This window comes from Acinetobacter sp. YT-02 (genome assembly GCF_002412355.1).
GTDB classification, from domain to species: Bacteria; Pseudomonadota; Gammaproteobacteria; order Pseudomonadales; family Moraxellaceae; genus Acinetobacter; species Acinetobacter towneri.
Map to the genome: position 1 here is coordinate 91,690 of NZ_NOZT01000005.1, position 17,571 is coordinate 109,260.

Sequence of the window (17,571 nt, forward strand, 5' to 3'; positions counted from 1 at the left end):
GTACTTGGGCTTTTTCGTTATAATGGTTGCAATTTACATTTTGAATTAATTTTTGCTTATGACTGTTCGTACTCGTATCGCGCCTTCTCCTACTGGTTTCCCGCACGTGGGAACAGCGTATATCGCCTTGTTTAACTTATGTTTTGCCAAACAACACGGTGGTGAATTTATTCTTCGTATTGAAGATACTGACCAACTGCGCTCAACCCCTGAATCTGAAAAAATGATTTTGGATTCATTGCGTTGGTTAGGCTTAAATTGGGCAGAAGGTCCAGATATCGGCGGCCCACATGCACCGTATCGCCAATCTGAACGTATGGATATTTATAAGCAATACGCCTTGCAATTGGTTGAACAAGGGCATGCTTTCTATTGCTTCGCTACTAGCGAAGAACTAGATCAAATGCGTGCAGAACAACAAGCACGTGGTGAAAGCCCGCGCTACGATGGTCGTGGTTTAAACTTGTCTGCAGATGAAGTGCAGCGTCGTTTAGCGGCAGGCGAAGCGCATGTTATTCGTATGAAAGTGCCAACCGAAGGCGTATGTAAATTTAATGACATGCTGCGCGGTGAAGTGGAAATTCCATGGGCGCAAGTCGATATGCAAATTTTGCTGAAAACAGATGGCTTGCCAACTTACCATTTGGCCAACGTGGTCGATGACCATTTGATGCAAATCACTCACGTGATTCGTGGTGAAGAATGGATTCCATCGGCACCGAAACACCAATTGCTTTATCAATATTTTGGTTGGGATATGCCTGTGTTATGCCACATGCCATTGTTGCGTAACCCAGACAAATCAAAATTATCTAAACGTAAAAACCCAACTTCAATCAACTACTACAAAGACATTGGCGTATTACCTGAAGCTTTGCTGAACTATTTAGGTCGCATGGGTTGGTCAATGCCAGATGAAAGTGAAAAATTCACCTTAGCCGAAATGATTGAACACTTTGATATTCAACGTGTTTCACTAGGCGGCCCTATCTTTGATGTGGAAAAACTCAATTGGCTGAATGGTCAATGGATTAAAGCGCTTTCACCTGCTGAGCTGCTAGATACCTTATTGGCTTGGAAAGCAGATCGTGCCAAATTGGAAGAGATTGCTGCCGCGATTCAACCGCGTATTAATTTACTCTCAGAAGCGGTCAATTGGTCTGCACATTACTTCAACCATTTCCCAAGCTTGAGCAAGGAACAGTTTGAAAGTAAAAAACTGTCTGAAGAACAAGTGCGTCAAAGCCTACAATTTGCAATTTGGCGTTTAGAAAGTCTATTTACTTGGAACAACGACACGGTGAGCCAAACCCTAATGGATTTAGCCAACCAAATGGAAATCAAATTGCGTGATTTCATGCCTGCGTTCTTTATTGCAATTGCAGGTTCAACCGCATCTACACCTGTGATGCAAACCATGGTCACCATTGGTCCTGACCTGACCTTTGCGCGTTTGCGTCATGCCTTAGAAGTGGTTGGCGGACCAAGCAAAAAAGAAGTCAAAGTCTGGGAAAAACTGAATGAAAGCATCAAATTGCCGAAAAATGATGCAATTGATCCTGCTTAATTCATTTTTTTGTTGACGTGTGAACGCAATAGCCCTAATATTGCGCTCACACAGACTGGGGTCATAGCTCAGTTGGTAGAGCGCTACAATGGCATTGTAGAGGTCAGCGGTTCGATCCCGCTTGACTCCACCAAGTTTAAATAAGGCTTTACCTGTGTTGCCTCATCAAGTCCCTATCGTCTAGAGGCCTAGGACATCGCCCTTTCACGGCGGTAACCGGGGTTCGAATCCCCGTAGGGACGCCATATTCAAGATGAATATAAAGCACTTATCTTCATCTTATAAAGAAGCTCAAGCAACGACTTGGGCTTTTTTATTGCCCTGTTTTCTGACAGACTGTTTTTTATTTGTCGCACATTTCGTTAGAATAACAATTAGATCAGAATTTTGGAGTTGTAATGCAATACCGATGCCCTAAATGTCAAAGCCCAAAAATCATGCCTGTTTCACAGGCAGGTCAAGCAACGCCACGTCCTGTTGTGCCTAAAAGCTTGGTGATGCTCATTCCTGCGGTATTTGTATTATTGCTTCTGGTTTTAATTAGTATTGCCATGTGGATTTTTGGCGATGGCGCAGGCACAACCTTACAAAGCATTACTGTAGCGGTATTTGTTGTATGTGTGATTGCAGGCTTCTTGTTCTACCGTGATTTGCCTGATTTTAAAATTTCCATGCAGGCCTTTATGCAGTCGCAAAAACAATGGAAGTGCCGTGAATGTTCACATGAGTGGGAAGTTTAAACACTGTTACTCTTTTCAGATTTCACATCATGCTGTTGTTTTGATACTCAATCAGCATGATTGAATGAACACAAAAACCAGCCCTAAGGCTGGTTTTTTATTTACAAACGTCGGGAATAATTACACACCGATTTTGCGATATTTTTGACGCTTGGTTACTAAGTCATCACCATCACGTTTGCGACGATATTCTTCGAATTCAGTATAGTTACCAGTGAAGAATTCTGGTGTTTCACCTTCGAATGACAAGATGTGCGTTGCAATACGGTCTAGGAACCAACGGTCATGCGAGATCACCATTACAGTACCCGGGAATACCAGAATGGCATCCTCAAGTGCACGTAAAGTTTCGATATCCAAGTCGTTCGATGGTTCATCCAGTAGGATCACGTTAGCGCCCATTTGCAGGATTTTAGCAAGTTGTAAACGGTTACGCTCACCACCCGACAATTGACCCACACGTTTTTGCTGATCTTGACCTTTGAAGTTAAAGCGACCGATATAGGCACGAGATGCGATTTCGTATTCACCAATACGCAAGATGTCTAAACCGCCAGACACTTCTTCCCAAACAGTTTTGTTGTCGTCTAAGGTGTCACGAATCTGACCCACGTAAGCCACTTTAACCGACTCACCCAGCGTTACCGTACCGGTATCTGGTTGCTGTTCGCCAGTCATCATACGGAATAGCGTCGTTTTACCTGCACCGTTCTCACCGACAATACCGACAATGGCACATGGTGGTACTGAAAAGCTCAAGTCTTTATACAGGGTACGGTCGCCGAACGATTTGCTGATACCTTCAACTTCAATCACCTTGTTGCCCAAACGTGGACCAGGTGGAATATAGATTTCAGAAGTTTCGTTACGTTGCTGGAATTCACGCGAGTTAAGCTCTTCAAAGCGTTCCATACGTGCTTTGTTTTTCTTTTGCTGACCTTTGGCATTAGAACGAACCCATTCAAGTTCTTTTTTCAATGCTTTAGCAAAAGACTCTTCCTGCTTCTGTTCTTGCTCTAGACGCGCGTTCTTTTGCTCTAACCAAGAAGAGTAGTTACCTTGGTAAGGAATACCATGTCCACGGTCAAGTTCTAGAATCCATTCAGCCACGTTATCTAGGAAGTAACGGTCGTGCGTAATCGCGACAATGGTACCCGGGAAGTCTTTCAAGAAACGTTCTAACCATGCAACAGATGAGGCATCTAAATGGTTCGTCGGTTCGTCTAGTAGCAACATATCTGGTTTGGACAAAAGCAAACGGCAAAGTGCTACACGACGGCGTTCACCACCAGAAAGCTTAGAAACATCTGCGTCCCAAGCAGGCAGGTTCAGTGCTGCAGCAGCTTGATCCATCTGGTTTGCAAGGTTGTGTGCATCCCAAGTTTGAATAATAGCTTCAAGCTTTTCTTGCTCTTTGGCTAGTGCGTCAAAGTCAGCATCTTCAGCCGCATATTCAGCGAAGACTTCATCAAGACGAGCCAAAGCATCAAGTGGCTCACGCAAGCCATCTTCCACGTTACCACGAACGTCTTTACTCTCGTCCAAAGGTGGTTCTTGCTCAAGATAACCAATTTTGATGCCTGGCTGCGCACGTGCTTCACCCGAGAAATCTTTATCTACGCCCGCCATAATACGGAGCAAAGTCGATTTACCTGCACCGTTTAAACCAAGCACACCAATTTTCGCACCTGGGAAAAATGATAAGGAGATGTCTTTCAAGATTTCGCGCTTAGGCGGAACCATTTTCGACACTCGGTTCATCGTATAAATATATTGGGCCACGTAGGACTCCTCAATAGAAAACCAAATCTGGGGCTCAGATGAGCAGCCCCTGCTCTAATGAGCGAAAAAATAATCGGGTATTATACCTGAATACGGAGAAAAAATAAGACACCACAAACATCTTGCATGCTTTGTTACAACTCTAGCGATCAGCGGATAAGCACAGGACTTTTTGCCTGCTATATCAAATTTACAGCTAAATATTGCAGCATTTTTACACTTTCTTTCATATTTAAAAGTGCTAGACTCAAACCAATTTAACTCACGAAGATGAAGTAAACATGACCTATAAAGACGAAACTTTGGCCATTCATGCAGGCTATAGCCCAGAACCAACCACCAAAGCCGTGGCTGTGCCTATTTACCAAACCACTTCTTATGCCTTTGATAATACGCAACATGGTGCCGATTTATTTGATTTAAAAGTACAAGGCAATATTTACACCCGTATTATGAACCCAACCACTGCAGTATTGGAGCAACGTGTTGCAGCACTTGAAGGCGGGATTGGCGCATTGGCTTTAGCATCGGGTATGGCTGCAATTACCTACGCAATTCAGACCATTACCGAAGCAGGCGATAACATTGCTTCAGTATCAACTTTATACGGCGGTACTTACAACTTATTTGCCCACACCTTGCCTAAACAAGGCATTGAAGTACGTTTCTTCGATTATCAACAGCCTGAAAGCTTACGCGACCTGATTGATGACAAAACCAAACTGGTCTTTGTAGAATCCATTGGTAACCCATTGGGCAATATTATTGACCTTGAAGCGATTGCGAAAATTGCGCACGAATACGGCATTCCAGTGGTGGTGGATAACACTGTAGCCACGCCTGTCTTGCAAAAATCATTTGATTTTGGCGCAGACATCATCATTCACTCACTGACCAAATATATTGGTGGTCACGGTACGTCTATTGGCGGCATTATTGTCGATAGCGGTAAATTCCCTTGGGGCAAATATCCTGAGCGTTTTAAAGCCTTAAATACACCTGACCCAAGTTACCATGGTGTGAACTATGTAGAAGCCTTAGGCGCTGCAGCATTTATTGCACGTGCACGTGTAGTACCACTACGCAATACAGGTGCAGCGATTAGCCCGCATAACGTATTCCTAATTTTACAAGGTTTAGAAACCTTAAGCCTGCGTATGGAACGCCATACTGAAAACGCGCAAAAAGTAGCGGAATATTTACAGGCACATCCAAAAGTGAAATGGGTCAATTACGCAGGTTTGAAAGATCACCCGCAACATGCGTTGGCACAAAAATATGTGAAAGGCAAACCTTCTGCAATTCTGTCTTTTGGTGTGCAAGATGGCCGTGAAGGCGGAACCCGCTTTATTGATGCACTGCAATTATTCACACGCTTGGTCAATATTGGCGATGCCAAGAGTCTGGCTTGCCACCCTGCAACCACCACTCACCGTCAGTTGAGTGCAGATGAACTCAAAGCGGCTGGTGTGAGTGAAGATATGGTGCGTTTATCCATCGGGATTGAACATGCCGATGACTTAATTGCCGATTTAGAGCAAGCTTTAGCAGCCGTATAAAAACTCATCAGTTCAAACTTTGTACTGGCATCCTGCTGATTAATTTCAACAGGATGCTTTTTTATTTTAATTTTTCTTTGTATGTCTTTGCATTAGCTTTATTTCATGGTAAAAATAAAGATATACAGCTCACAAAAATAGAGCAATTACTCTAAATTCATTTTTAAATTCAACCACTTATTCCATAGCTTTTTTTGTGCAATCGGCTATCATAAAGCCAAGTAAAACAGTTCAAATTCAGTCTGAAATTTGAATCGTCAATCTCAATAAAAATGACAACTCAGGAATCTAAATCAGGAATATTAGCGTGAAGCCAAAATTAGAGAAACTTTTTCAACAGCGTGTAAATGGTAAAGTTGCCCTTATTACAGGTGCATCGAGTGGTATTGGTTTAACCGTGGCACATAAGCTAGCCGATGCAGGTGCGCATGTGCTTTTGGTGGCACGTACTCAGGAAACGCTCGAACAAGTCAAAGCTGAAATTGAAGCACGTGGTGGCAAGGCTTCAGTTTTCCCTTGTGATCTAAACGATATGGACTCTATTGATGCTGTATCGCAACAAATTCTTGCCTCTGTCGATCATATTGATATTTTAATTAACAACGCAGGCCGCTCAATCCGTCGTGCAGTACATGAGTCGGTTGATCGTTTCCACGACTTTGAACGTACCATGCAGCTCAACTATTTTGGTGCTGTGCGTTTGGTACTCAATATTTTGCCGCAGATGATGCACCGTAAAGATGGTCACATCATCAACATCAGCTCGATTGGTGTATTAGCCAACGCAACGCGTTTCTCGGCTTATGTGGCATCTAAAGCCGCATTGGATGCGTTTAGTCGCTGTCTATCTGCAGAAGCGCATACACACAAAATTGCGATTACTTCGGTGTATATGCCATTGGTCCGTACCCCAATGATCGCACCAACCAAAATTTATAAGTACGTGCCCACCCTTTCACCTGAGCAAGCGGCAGATTTAATTGCTTATGCGATTGTGAAACGTCCGAAGAAAATTGCGACACATTTGGGTCGTTTGGCTTCAATCACTTATGCGATTGCACCAGACATTAACAACAAACTCATGTCGATTGGTTATAACTTATTCCCAAGCTCTACCGCTTCTGTGGGCGAGCAGCAAAAACTGAACTGGGTACAAAAAGCGTATGCGCGCTTGTTCCCAGGTGAACACTGGTAATTTATACACAATTCAAGTTTTGCTTTAGGCGACCTACGGGTCGCCTATTTTATTTCCGATCATTTCATATTACGTTATTTCAATCTTGCAACATCTACTGCAAGAGATAATGTTAACAAGCTTAATCTTATGTCCATGCAGCTTAAACAAAACATTCAATTGCACCTTATTTTTATGCTATAACACAGCTGTTTTAAGTATTTTGAATGGATTATGCGAGCACTAGCCCTCATTTTACAGTATGGCTGTTTTGCCTTTGCCTTATTTTTAAGTTATCAGGTTGCAACGGCGCTTTATCAGCAAGAATATGAACTCTTAGAGGTTGTTGCCGATGTAGGCACGATTTTAATTTGTATTGATTTAGGCGTATTTTTATTTAGCAGCAAAGCCTCACAAGGTTTAAATCTTCAGGAATATGCTCGCCAACTTGAAGCACCACCGTCAAAACTAGTCGCAGTGACTCGTAAACTTGGACATTTGGGAATTATGCTGATTTTGGTGAGTTGGATTGTACCGTTGATTTAAAATCCATCAAAAAATCTGTATATAAAAATGTTCCTGCAAAACAAAAAGCTCCCGAATTTCGGGAGCTTTTTGTTAGAGCAATTCAAAATTACTTCGAACCTTTAATCCCTGCTTGTAACAACAATGCACCTAAACCACCAATTTTATTTTCTTGTGGTTTAGCGGCTTGTGGTTTTTTCGCTTGTGGACGCTCAGTCTGAGGACGTGACTGCTGTGGACGTTTCGCTTGTGGCTTACGCTCTGTACGCTGTTCTTGATCACGACGTGGTGCACGCGCTGCTTTTGCAGGTGCAGCCGAACCTTCAGGACGCATCGATAAATTCACACGGTTACGCTCTACATCAACCTGCAACACACGCACTTGAACAATTTGACCTGGTTTCACCACTTTATGCGGATCAGCCACAAATTCATTGGCCAACTCAGAAATATGCACCAAACCATCCTGATGTACGCCCACATCCACGAAAGCACCAAAGTTGGTCACGTTGGTTACAACACCTTCAAGCTGCATGCCTTCAGTCAACTGCGCCACTTCAGTAATATCTTCACGGAATTTAGCCGTACGGAATTCAGGACGTGGGTCACGACCTGGTTTTTCCAATTCAGACAAAACATCCTGAATAGTTGGTAAGCCGACTTGCTCATCTACAAATTCTTCCGCATTCACCGAACGAATAATTTCAGTATTGCCAATGATGTCTTTGACTGTGGTTGCTTTCGCTGCAACGATTTTTTCCACCAAACCATAAGATTCTGGGTGAACAGCAGAGGCATCTAAAGGCTCAGAACCGGCTTGAATACGCAAGAAACCTGCTGCTTGTTCAAAAGTACGTTCGCCTAAACGCGGTACGTTTTTCAAAGCTTGGCGATTGTCAAAACGGCCATGTTCTTTACGGTATTCAACAATTTGCTGTGCAATGGCTTTATTCAAACCTGCGATATAACCCAAAATTGCTGAAGATGCCGTGTTGACATCGACACCGACCGAGTTCACACAGTCTTCTACCACAGCTTCTAAGGTTTTTGCTAAACCTGCCTGATTGACATCATGTTGATACTGACCCACACCAATTGATTTAGGATCAATTTTTACCAACTCTGCCAATGGGTCTTGTAAACGACGGGCAATAGACACTGCGCCACGAATCGACACATCTAACTCTGGCAACTCTTGCGATGCTAACTCAGAAGCTGAATATACAGATGCACCCGCTTCAGATACAGATACACGTGTCAATTTCAGATCGCTGTGTGCCGCCATCATTTCTGCCACAACCGCTTCAGTTTCACGGCTTGCAGTCCCGTTACCAATCGCGATTAAATCAACATTGTGCTCACGACATAAACGTGCAAGTTCTTCAATCGCGCCTGCTTTGTCTTCTTTAGGTGCAAATGGATAAACCGTGCTATGTGCAACCACATCGCCAGATTGGTTCACCACAGCCAGTTTGACACCTGTACGGATGCCAGGGTCTACGCCCAGCGTACAACGCGCACCTGCAGGTGCAGAGAGCAATAAATGACGCAAGTTTTCTGCAAAGACATCCATCGCTTCAGCTTCGGCAGCCAAACGCTTTTCAGTCAATAATGAATGTTCGATTTGTGGACGCACTTTGCCCAACCAGAACAATTTTGCCGTTTGCTTTAAAAAGTCCTGACGTGCTTGCGGCTGAATTTGATCTAAATTGTATTCAGTTTCAATACGTGCCAAAGGTGCACTGTCTTCACCATCAACTTTTAAACCCAAGACGTTTTCTTGGCGACCACGCAACATCGCCAATAGGCGATGTGAAGGCACTTTGTTGAGGTTTTCTGAAAAATCGAAGTAATCACGGAATTTTTTGCCCACTTCTTTTTTCTCTTCAGAAGCAACCAAGCTTTTTAATACCGCTGTTTTGGCAAAAATTTCTTTTAATTCTGTGGTTAAGGCAATATTTTGTGCCCATTCATCAATCAGAATGTGTTGTACCGCATCTAGCTGACTGTCTGCATCAGGATAGTCTGCATGACTAAAGCCTGCTAAAGCTTCGCTTGGCTCAACCTGTTCTGCAAAAATTTGCGCTGCAATTGGGCCTAAACCTGCTTCTTTAGCTTTAAACGATTTACTGGTGCGTTTTGGACGGTAAGGCGCGTAAATTTCTTCTAAAGCATTTTTGGTTTCAGCAGCGTTAACCCGTGCCAATAAATCATCAGATAATTTATCTTGTTCTTTGAGTGATTCTATTACTTTTTCGCGACGCTCATATAAATCACGTAAATACGATAAACGTGTATCGAGCTGACGTAGCTGCGTGTCATCTAAACCTTGCGTCACTTCTTTACGGTAACGTGCAATAAATGGAACGCTAGCACCTTCATCAATAAGTTTGATGGCAGCTTCTACTTGATTTGGTCGTACGGCAAGTTCTTTTGCTAACTGCTGAACTAAGTCAGTCATCGTGTGTGATCCTACAAGGATAAGTACTAAAAGCCATGATTATAAAGACCAAGACTATAAAATCCACAATTGTTTTATGAATTTTATAAATGGCGGTTTTTTGGTGGATTTTGCCAATTCGACAGAATTTTATAAATCTAAATAAAATTCAGGCCCATGTTAGACTGAAACGGGCAAATATGTCAGATTTTCACACAGGAATGCTGTATATATTTGGTATCTATGTCTTGATTTTATCTGCAATATTTGTTGCTTTAGAACATAGGCAATAGATACCAATGAATCGTATACTCAAAGCCAACTCAACTTTTTGTTTACGATGACAATAAAGAATAAAGGAGCACATCATGAGTTTAGTTGTACCTGCTGAAAAAACAGATGCCGTACACACCGAAACTGACCGCGTCGAACGCATTCTCGTCGTCGATGATGATGTGCGTTTACGTACCCTGTTACAGCGCTTTTTGGAAGATAAAGGCTTTGTGGTGAAAACTGCCCACGACGCCACACAAATGGATCGTTTGTTGCAGCGTGAACTGTTCTCTTTAATCGTGCTAGATTTTATGCTGCCTGTGGAAGATGGTTTAAGTATTTGCCGTCGTTTACGTCAGTCCAACATCGATACGCCAATTATTATGCTGACCGCTCGCGGCAGTGATTCAGACCGTATTGCAGGACTTGAAGCAGGTGCAGATGATTATTTGCCAAAACCATTTAATCCAAACGAGCTGTTAGCACGTATTCGTGCCGTATTGCGTCGTCAAGTGCGAGAAGTACCGGGCGCACCAAGTCAGCAAATGGAAGTGGTCGGTTTTGGCCCATGGTCGCTAGATTTATCGACCCGTACTTTAACGCGTGAAGGTCAGGTTGTAACACTGACTACAGGCGAATTTGCGGTACTCAAAGCGTTGGTACAACACCCACGCGAACCTTTGACCCGTGACAAATTAATGAATTTGGCGCGTGGCCGTGAATGGGGTGCGATGGAACGCTCGATTGATGTTCAAGTTTCTCGTTTACGTCGTTTAATTGAAGAAAACCCTGCCCGTGCACGTTATATTCAAACGGTTTGGGGTGTCGGTTATGTATTTGTTCCAGATGGTGCGGAATAAGTTGAAAATGATGTGAGGCTTCAGCCTCACATCTTCATGCAATGATCAACATTTATGCACACCGATCATTGTGCTAGATTTAAAGAACAGACATTCCAATAACAAATATATTCATCATAAAATTTCACTCACTAAATTCGCTTTACAACCTCTGCCACAGGACAAGATGTGAAACACGAACCCATCGACCCACAAGAATTTACCGACTATGTGGCGTATTCTGAAAAGAAACGTACCCGCTGGGAGCGTTTTCTGGACAAAATCAAACCACGTTCTGCAGCCATGCGCACCACGGTACTGGTGGTTTTTGTGGTGTTGTTTAGCCTGTTTATGTCGTTGTGGTTCTTTTGGCGCACCTTGTATTTACCTGAAATTCAACAACACGCCCGCTATTTAGCGGTTGAACTGGAAATTTTAAACAATCCAGATTTGCGCATTTTTCACAATGAAGCCGAAGTCGATGTCGATGCGTGGCTTAAAAATCGGGTCGGCATTGAATATGTAACCGATCCACGTGAGTTTCCTAATGTAAGGGAAAAAGTCATTGCAGAGTTTTTTACCCAACAAATAGAAAAGAAACTGGCAACTGAATTAAAAATGCAGGATGTCACGGTCTATTTCCAGTTCAAACCAAGCCCGCGTATTTGGATTCAAACCCCAGAAATGAATGGCAACTGGGTACGTGAACCCCTTAAAACCTATGCCAACTACAGCCCTGAACTGGTCTTTGGCTGGCTTTTGGGTATTCCGCTTTTTGCTGCAGCGATTATTTTAACTCTAGTACGTCAGCTGAATCGTCCTTTGCGTCGTCTGCAAAATGCCGCCAATAGCTACAGTAAAACAGGCAAAGCACCTTATTTGGAAACCAATCACGGTCCGCAGGAAATTCGTGAGGTCAACCAAGCCTTTAATCACATGATTTATACCTTGGAACAGACTGAACGTGACCGTCGTATCATGTTGGCAGGTATTTCACACGACCTGCGCACGCCACTGACACGGATTCGTTTAAGTGCCGAAATGATGCCCGATGATGATTTTTTAAAAGAAGGCTTAATTTACGATGTAGAAGATATGGATGCGATTTTAAATCAATTCATTTCTTATATGCGTGATGGTTCCGATGAAGAATTACAAGAAACCGATTTAAATGTTTTGCTGCAGGAATTGATTATTCAATTTAAACCGTTGGATATTCGCTTTAACGCACAAGAATTACCTTTAATTCAGGCGCGCAGTTTGTCGCTGAAACGTCTGATTGGCAACCTGATTAATAACTCGAAACGCTATGGTGCAGAGCCAATTGAGTTGTCTGCAGAAGTGCTGGATGAACACATTCGGATTAGCGTGGCAGACAACGGTACAGGCATTCCAGAAGACCAGATTGCAGATTTAATGCAGCCTTTTGTACGCGGCAATGAAGCACGTACTGTACAAGGCAGTGGCTTAGGTTTGGCAATTGTAAAACGTATTGTCGATATTCATCAGGGCGAGCTCACCATTCAAAACCGTGAACACGGTGGTCTTGAAGCCATCATTACCCTGCCGTTACAACCTGAAATCGTTGAAGAAAAAAATAATGTTGGCACGCTGGAAAAAATCAAACAAAGTTTGAGTGAACACTTCTAAACGGCTGACGCTTTTGATCTCTATCTGGCTTGCTATATACCAATTTCAGACCAACAGCAAATCGGATGGACGATCAAAGTAAAAAATTCAGATGGTGCATATCAAAATTGTATAAAAATATATCAAACAAATTGTAATATTTACCTTTTGATATATAAATAAACGATTAAATTCAATTATTTATGTATTATTTTATATTTTTATACCACCATTTAGGCAAAAAATTAGACCTTAGCCTAACACCTATGCAAAATACCTTTTTTGATCGGTACAATCGGTATCAGTCTAGTATTTTACGAGAGTTCGCCATGTCTTTAGATCGCATCCGTTTAGCCTCCCTCCACGACAAAGTAATCAGCGCAGAACAAGCTGCTGAATTCGTTCAAGATGGTATGACCGTAGGTATGAGTGGCTTTACTCGTGCGGGTGAAGCAAAAGCTGTTCCACTTGCATTGGTGGCACGCGCTAAAACCAACCCTTTAAAAATTGACTTAATTACTGGCGCAAGTCTTGGTAATGATTTAGACAAGCAATTGACTGAAGCAGGTGTTTTGGCTCGTCGTATGCCGTTCCAAGTAGACAACACCTTGCGTAAAGCAATTAACCAAGGTCAAGTTATGTTCATTGACCAACACTTGTCTGAAACTGTTGAGCAAATGCGTAACAACACGCTAAAACGCCCAGACATCGCGATTGTTGAAGCAGTTGCAATTACTGAAGACAGCTTAATTATTCCAACAACTTCTGTAGGTAACTCTGCAAGCTTTGTTGAATATGCAGATAAAGTCATTATCGAAATCAACACCACTGTAAGCACAGAATTTGAAGGCCTACACGACATTTATATTCCTGAAGCACGTCCAACACGTGGTCCAGTGCCATTAACTCACGTTGAACAACGTATTGGAACCAAAGGTATTCAGTTAGACCCTGCAAAAGTTGTGGGTATTGTATTTAACGATACCTTGCTTGACTCTCCATCTAACGTGACCGATCCAGATGACGAAACTCAAGCAATTGCAGATCACTTGATCGCATTCTTTGAAAACGAAGTAGCACAAGGTCGTTTACCGAAAAACTTGGCACCTTTACAAGCAGGTATCGGTTCAATTGCAAATGCAGTATTAACAGGCTTCAAACACTCTAACTTTGAAGACTTGGTGATGTACTCAGAAGTACTCCAAGACTGTACGTTTGAATTGATTGATGCAGGCAAAATGAAGTTCGCTTCTGGCTGTTCAATGACTTTGTCTGAAAAATGTGGCGATCGCGTATTTGGTAATCTTGCACACTACAAAGACAAATTCATTTTACGTCCACAAGAAATTTCTAACTTCCCTGAGTTAGTACGTCGTTTAGGCATCATTGGTATTAACACTGCACTTGAGTTTGATATTTACGGTAACGTGAACTCAACCCACGTATGCGGTACCAAAATGATGAACGGTATTGGTGGTTCAGGTGACTTCGCGCGTAACGCACACTTGGCGATTTTCGTGACTAAATCGATTGCGAAAGGCGGTGACATTTCATCTATCGTTCCAATGGCTGCGCATGTAGACCACAACGAACACGACGTTGACATCTTAGTCACTGAGCAAGGTTTAGCAGATTTACGCGGTCTTGCACCACGTGAACGCGCTCGTGCGATTATCGACAACTGTGTACACCCAATGTACCGCAATGCATTGAATGATTACTTTGAGCGTGCATGTGCAAAAGGTGGTCACACTCCTCACCTACTTCGTGAAGCATTATCTTGGCATGCAAACTTCGAAGAACACGGTCACATGTTGACTCCTGCACAACAAGAATCTGCGCAACCAGCATAATTCGCGTGCAATAAAAAAACGCCCTGATTTTTCAGGGCGTTTTTTTATGTCTTAAGTTTTTATGTCTTAGATTGTCACAAGGTCATTTGCGACAACGCACTCCATTTTACTCAAATGCCAAAGCTTTAAATTCATCTATAAAATGCTGCCCTAACTGGCGTAAACCATCCACACTGAGTGTGGTTTCAATCACACCCAAAGACACCACATCACGTTGAATTTGCAGCACAGTTTGACCTTGCGGGTTGATATAAAAACGAGAACCCAAAGTTGCAAATTTGCTTGCTAAGTCTAGGTTTTGTTCAGCTCGAACTTGATTCACCACATCTTGCGCGGTAAAACGGTATTGATCATGCAGCAAATTTAAGCTGTTGGATTGCCCATATTCTGCACTTAATGCACAATCATCCAAGACCTGTAAAGGCTGATCAAGATTGGCAAAAGCAGTCGCAGGGAGACTCAGCGCAAGACTGAATAAAATAGGGAGAGAAAATTTTAACATTGGACACCTCGCACATAGGTAAATTACACCTGTGGAGAAACATCCTTTTTTCACCAACTTATATTTTAAGTTCAAAAATCACTCAATACATTGACTTTTTATACCAAGCGACCTAAACGCAGCAAAACTGGAAACTGAATTTCCAAGCCCTGAGCAGGTTGCTGCTGCAACAATTGCTGTAATTCAAGCAAGGGCGTATCAGTATGTTGCTTTAAATAATGCTGCAGTCCCGACCAAGTGTTTAAATAATTCAGCAATTGTGCTGCCGACCAACGATATTTCAGGCAAAGTTCGGGTGTCACGATTTCTTGAAATGGGAAAGGAATCGTGCGATATAAGTCATCAATATAACGACGTTCAGCATCCCAACAACCTTTTAAGGTCTGAAAATACAAGCGTTGAATTGCGGTATTCACCTCAGGATCTACAGCTTGAATCAGACCGTAGCCCACCGCAGCAAATATTCCACTCGGTTTTAGTACCCGATGTACTTCGGCATAAAAAGCATCAAAGCCGAACCAGTGAATCGCTTGTGCGACCGTAATTAAATCTACACTTGCATCCACCAATCCACTGTCTTGCGCCAAGCAGGTACGATAACTCACATTTGCCCACTGCGGTGCCAAATCCAACTGTGCTTGACTTAAATCTGTGGCTAAAATCTGCTGAAAATGTGGTACCAATAACTGGGTAAACTGCCCCGAACCGGCACCACAATCCCAGGCAAAAGTTCGTTCAGGTACATGCTTTAAAATTTCCTGGACAATTTCTGCAGAATAAGCCGGACGGGCCTGTTTATAGCGCAAGCTGTCATCAGAAAACAGATCTTTCATTTAACGATGCTCATAATATTTATAAATTTAATCAATGACCTGATCAATTCTAAAACTGGTCTGGGCAATGAGCACCCGCTGATCATTCAATTGATAATATTTAACATCGTATGGAGCCAATTTCCAGCTCTGGGCAGGATTAAAACTGACCTGGTGGTTCCCGACTGGCTGAGCATATAACGGAGTAATGATCTCTGAAGAACATGACTAGCTCACAGGCTGAAAACAGCCCCAATTTTCAACTGCGCAGGCATTTGCCACTTTCTCGCGGCGGCAAATATAGGCTTCGCTGGCAAAGCTAAGGATTTTTTCAAAAGAAAAATGATTACTTTTTCGGTGTCGGTAGCTCAGGTACAGAAAAATTATTTATAGAATGTTCAATCGTACCAATGCTGACATTTTTCAGGTCGAGCTGTATATGCATATCACGATCGATGGGCTGCATACTGTTGCTATTGCTACGATCAATATGCTGCATACTGTTGCTACGGTTTATACCAAAGGGTTGCAACATAATATACAAGCCTTGTGTAGGATCACTCGACTGTAAACCCTGAGCAATACTCAATACATACTGTTGTAGAAAGGGCGATAACGAATTTAGGTCGGGTTGTGCTTGTAAGGGCTGAATTTCCAGATTGGCAACCACATGGCTGTCGATCATAAAGTTTTGTGCTTCACGTGAATTACGAATAACTTGATGCTGTAAAGCACGGAGATTTTTTTCATCATTCTGATACGGCACAATCCCGGTTTCTGTACGTAACTCTGGCTCGGCCAGTACGTGCAGGGTGGGTAAGGTCACCGCGTCATCCGCGTGGACCATCATGCTCCATGGACAGCCCAATATCAGCAGCAAAGGATATATTTTTATAAATTTCATAAACTTGTCTCGCAACGTAATTTCAGGACAATGCAGTTTTACACCATGCAAGAAAAAATTTTTCACTGCAACCGTATACGTTTTATAGCCTACCTGAAAATCAATTTTGGCTCACCTTGACTCGGATAAACGGTCTTTTTCACTTTCTTAAATCTATTATGGGTATGCAATTTTTCTTGGAATTTTAATGCGCTTTGCATGTAATTATAATTCTCTATGACCAACCTAGAGGCGAAAAAAAACCTCAAACAGTGTTTGAGGCTTTTTGAATATGGTGGCGAGACCCAGGATCGAACTGGGGACACACGGATTTTCAATCCGTTGCTCTACCGACTGAGCTATCACGCCAATGCCGTGTATTAAGCCGTATCTCGGCTGAATAGTCAATAAAAATCATCACTTTTTTATTTGATCGCATAAATTTTATGCAAAAAAAATCTCTGATGGGATCAGGGATTGAAAACGTTTAACCGTTTTGAATATGGTGGCGAGACCCAGGATCGAACTGGGGACACACGGATTTTCAATCCGTTGCTCTACCGACTGAGCTATCACGCCAATGACGCGTATTAAACAGTTTCAGCTGTAAATCGTCAATAGTCTTTTTCGCTTTTCAGTGCAAATGTTTACTTTTACAGCAACCTCATTCTATTTCTGCTGAAATATCACCCAAAAATTTAAAAATGAGTTCTTTTCCAATTAAATTTTGACAAACTTCCGATACGCGAATGTGGGGCACGGATGCCCCACGTTACCCATCACGACAAGGATGTCGTGTATGGGTAACAAAAGACTTTTGCCTACTTTGGGTCTTGCCAAAGTAGGAAGATGCCTACGCAAAGCTATTTAAACCTTAGCTAAAAATTGTGGCTGTGCAAGCACAAAAAACAATATAGGATTTAGTTGACATCCTCCCCGACCTAAAGGACGGAGATTCCTACTGCTAGACGCTCATGTCCGAGCGCAAGAATA

The 17,571-nt window shown here is 42.6% G+C and carries 12 protein-coding genes, 4 tRNA genes and 1 pseudogene; 10 read left to right on the plus strand and 7 right to left on the minus strand.

Going from position 1 to position 17,571, the window contains the following annotated elements; all coding sequences use genetic code 11:
• The first annotated feature begins 58 nt into the window (after window positions 1-58).
• The 4 genes from gltX (at window position 59) to CF596_RS03755 (ending at window position 2,307) form a co-directional block, all read left to right on the plus strand.
• The gene (gene gltX, locus CF596_RS03740) at window positions 59-1,567 is read left to right on the plus strand and encodes a glutamate--tRNA ligase (protein WP_096901292.1); all 1,509 of its coding nucleotides are present in this window, start codon (window positions 59-61) and stop codon (window positions 1,565-1,567) included.
• A gap of 57 nt (window positions 1,568-1,624) precedes the next feature.
• A tRNA-Ala gene (locus CF596_RS03745) sits at window positions 1,625-1,700 on the plus strand.
• Window positions 1,701-1,736: 36 nt separating this feature from the next.
• Window positions 1,737-1,812 (plus strand) — tRNA-Glu (locus CF596_RS03750).
• A 153-nt stretch (window positions 1,813-1,965) separates the two neighbouring features.
• Complete coding sequence (locus tag CF596_RS03755) at window positions 1,966-2,307, plus strand: hypothetical protein (RefSeq protein WP_096901293.1); 342 nt, start codon at window positions 1,966-1,968, stop codon at window positions 2,305-2,307.
• Between the two features lie 120 nt (window positions 2,308-2,427).
• Here CF596_RS03755 and ettA read toward each other — a convergent pair whose 3' ends face one another.
• A complete protein-coding gene (gene ettA, locus CF596_RS03760) occupies window positions 2,428-4,089 on the minus strand; it encodes an energy-dependent translational throttle protein EttA (protein ID WP_096901294.1) in 1,662 nt (553 codons plus the stop codon).
• Between the two features lie 281 nt (window positions 4,090-4,370).
• Here ettA and CF596_RS03765 point away from each other — a divergent pair, with 281 nt between their 5' ends.
• From CF596_RS03765 to CF596_RS03775, 3 genes are all read left to right on the plus strand, one after another.
• Window positions 4,371-5,648: an aminotransferase class V-fold PLP-dependent enzyme gene (locus tag CF596_RS03765; RefSeq protein ID WP_004974425.1), complete on the plus strand. Its 1,278-nt coding sequence runs from the start codon at window positions 4,371-4,373 to the stop codon at window positions 5,646-5,648.
• Window positions 5,649-5,955: 307 nt separating this feature from the next.
• Window positions 5,956-6,843, plus strand: coding sequence for an SDR family NAD(P)-dependent oxidoreductase (locus CF596_RS03770; protein ID WP_004974423.1), 888 nt, complete (start codon window positions 5,956-5,958; stop codon window positions 6,841-6,843).
• A 213-nt stretch (window positions 6,844-7,056) separates the two neighbouring features.
• The gene (locus CF596_RS03775; protein ID WP_019838218.1) at window positions 7,057-7,368 is read left to right on the plus strand and encodes a hypothetical protein; all 312 of its coding nucleotides are present in this window, start codon (window positions 7,057-7,059) and stop codon (window positions 7,366-7,368) included.
• Window positions 7,369-7,456: 88 nt separating this feature from the next.
• On the opposite strand, the gene CF596_RS03780 is transcribed toward CF596_RS03775, so the two are convergent.
• Window positions 7,457-9,808 (minus strand): Tex family protein, encoded by a 2,352-nt coding sequence (locus CF596_RS03780; protein WP_096901295.1) that lies wholly within the window; start codon window positions 9,806-9,808, stop codon window positions 7,457-7,459.
• A gap of 347 nt (window positions 9,809-10,155) precedes the next feature.
• Between CF596_RS03780 and ompR the strand changes: the two genes are divergently transcribed.
• The 3 genes from ompR (at window position 10,156) to CF596_RS03800 (ending at window position 14,381) form a co-directional block, all read left to right on the plus strand.
• A complete protein-coding gene (ompR, locus tag CF596_RS03790; RefSeq protein ID WP_096901297.1) occupies window positions 10,156-10,920 on the plus strand; it encodes a two-component system response regulator OmpR in 765 nt (254 codons plus the stop codon).
• Window positions 10,921-11,088: 168 nt separating this feature from the next.
• A complete protein-coding gene (locus CF596_RS03795) occupies window positions 11,089-12,549 on the plus strand; it encodes an ATP-binding protein (RefSeq protein ID WP_096901298.1) in 1,461 nt (486 codons plus the stop codon).
• A gap of 308 nt (window positions 12,550-12,857) precedes the next feature.
• A complete protein-coding gene (locus CF596_RS03800; protein WP_004974412.1) occupies window positions 12,858-14,381 on the plus strand; it encodes an acetyl-CoA hydrolase/transferase family protein in 1,524 nt (507 codons plus the stop codon).
• 106 nt (window positions 14,382-14,487) lie between these two features.
• Here CF596_RS03800 and CF596_RS03805 read toward each other — a convergent pair whose 3' ends face one another.
• From CF596_RS03805 to CF596_RS03825, 5 genes and pseudogenes are all read right to left on the minus strand, one after another.
• Window positions 14,488-14,883, minus strand: a complete 396-nt coding sequence (locus tag CF596_RS03805; protein WP_004974410.1) for a hypothetical protein — start codon at window positions 14,881-14,883, stop codon at window positions 14,488-14,490.
• An 82-nt stretch (window positions 14,884-14,965) separates the two neighbouring features.
• A pseudogene (locus tag CF596_RS03810) lies at window positions 14,966-15,716 on the minus strand (class I SAM-dependent methyltransferase).
• Between the two features lie 325 nt (window positions 15,717-16,041).
• A complete protein-coding gene (locus CF596_RS03815; protein WP_228262050.1) occupies window positions 16,042-16,545 on the minus strand; it encodes a hypothetical protein in 504 nt (167 codons plus the stop codon).
• 326 nt (window positions 16,546-16,871) lie between these two features.
• Window positions 16,872-16,947, minus strand: a tRNA-Phe gene (locus tag CF596_RS03820).
• A 134-nt stretch (window positions 16,948-17,081) separates the two neighbouring features.
• Window positions 17,082-17,157, minus strand: a tRNA-Phe gene (locus CF596_RS03825).
• Window positions 17,158-17,571 lie beyond the last annotated feature (414 nt).

Excerpts from the sequence above, each read along its gene's own strand:
- CF596_RS03815 (WP_228262050.1), bottom strand. The coding sequence starts at position 16,545 with ATGATGGTCCACGCGGATGACGCGGTGACCTTACCCACCCTGCACGTA.
- CF596_RS03780 (WP_096901295.1), bottom strand. The coding sequence starts at position 9,808 with ATGACTGACTTAGTTCAGCAGTTAGCAAAAGAACTTGCCGTACGACCA.
- CF596_RS03775 (WP_019838218.1), top strand. The coding sequence starts at position 7,057 with ATGCGAGCACTAGCCCTCATTTTACAGTATGGCTGTTTTGCCTTTGCC.
- CF596_RS03800 (WP_004974412.1), top strand. The coding sequence starts at position 12,858 with ATGTCTTTAGATCGCATCCGTTTAGCCTCCCTCCACGACAAAGTAATC.
- CF596_RS03755 (WP_096901293.1), top strand. The coding sequence starts at position 1,966 with ATGCAATACCGATGCCCTAAATGTCAAAGCCCAAAAATCATGCCTGTT.
- CF596_RS03765 (WP_004974425.1), top strand. The coding sequence starts at position 4,371 with ATGACCTATAAAGACGAAACTTTGGCCATTCATGCAGGCTATAGCCCA.
- gltX (WP_096901292.1), top strand. The coding sequence starts at position 59 with ATGACTGTTCGTACTCGTATCGCGCCTTCTCCTACTGGTTTCCCGCAC.
- CF596_RS03805 (WP_004974410.1), bottom strand. The coding sequence starts at position 14,883 with ATGTTAAAATTTTCTCTCCCTATTTTATTCAGTCTTGCGCTGAGTCTC.
- ompR (WP_096901297.1), top strand. The coding sequence starts at position 10,156 with ATGAGTTTAGTTGTACCTGCTGAAAAAACAGATGCCGTACACACCGAA.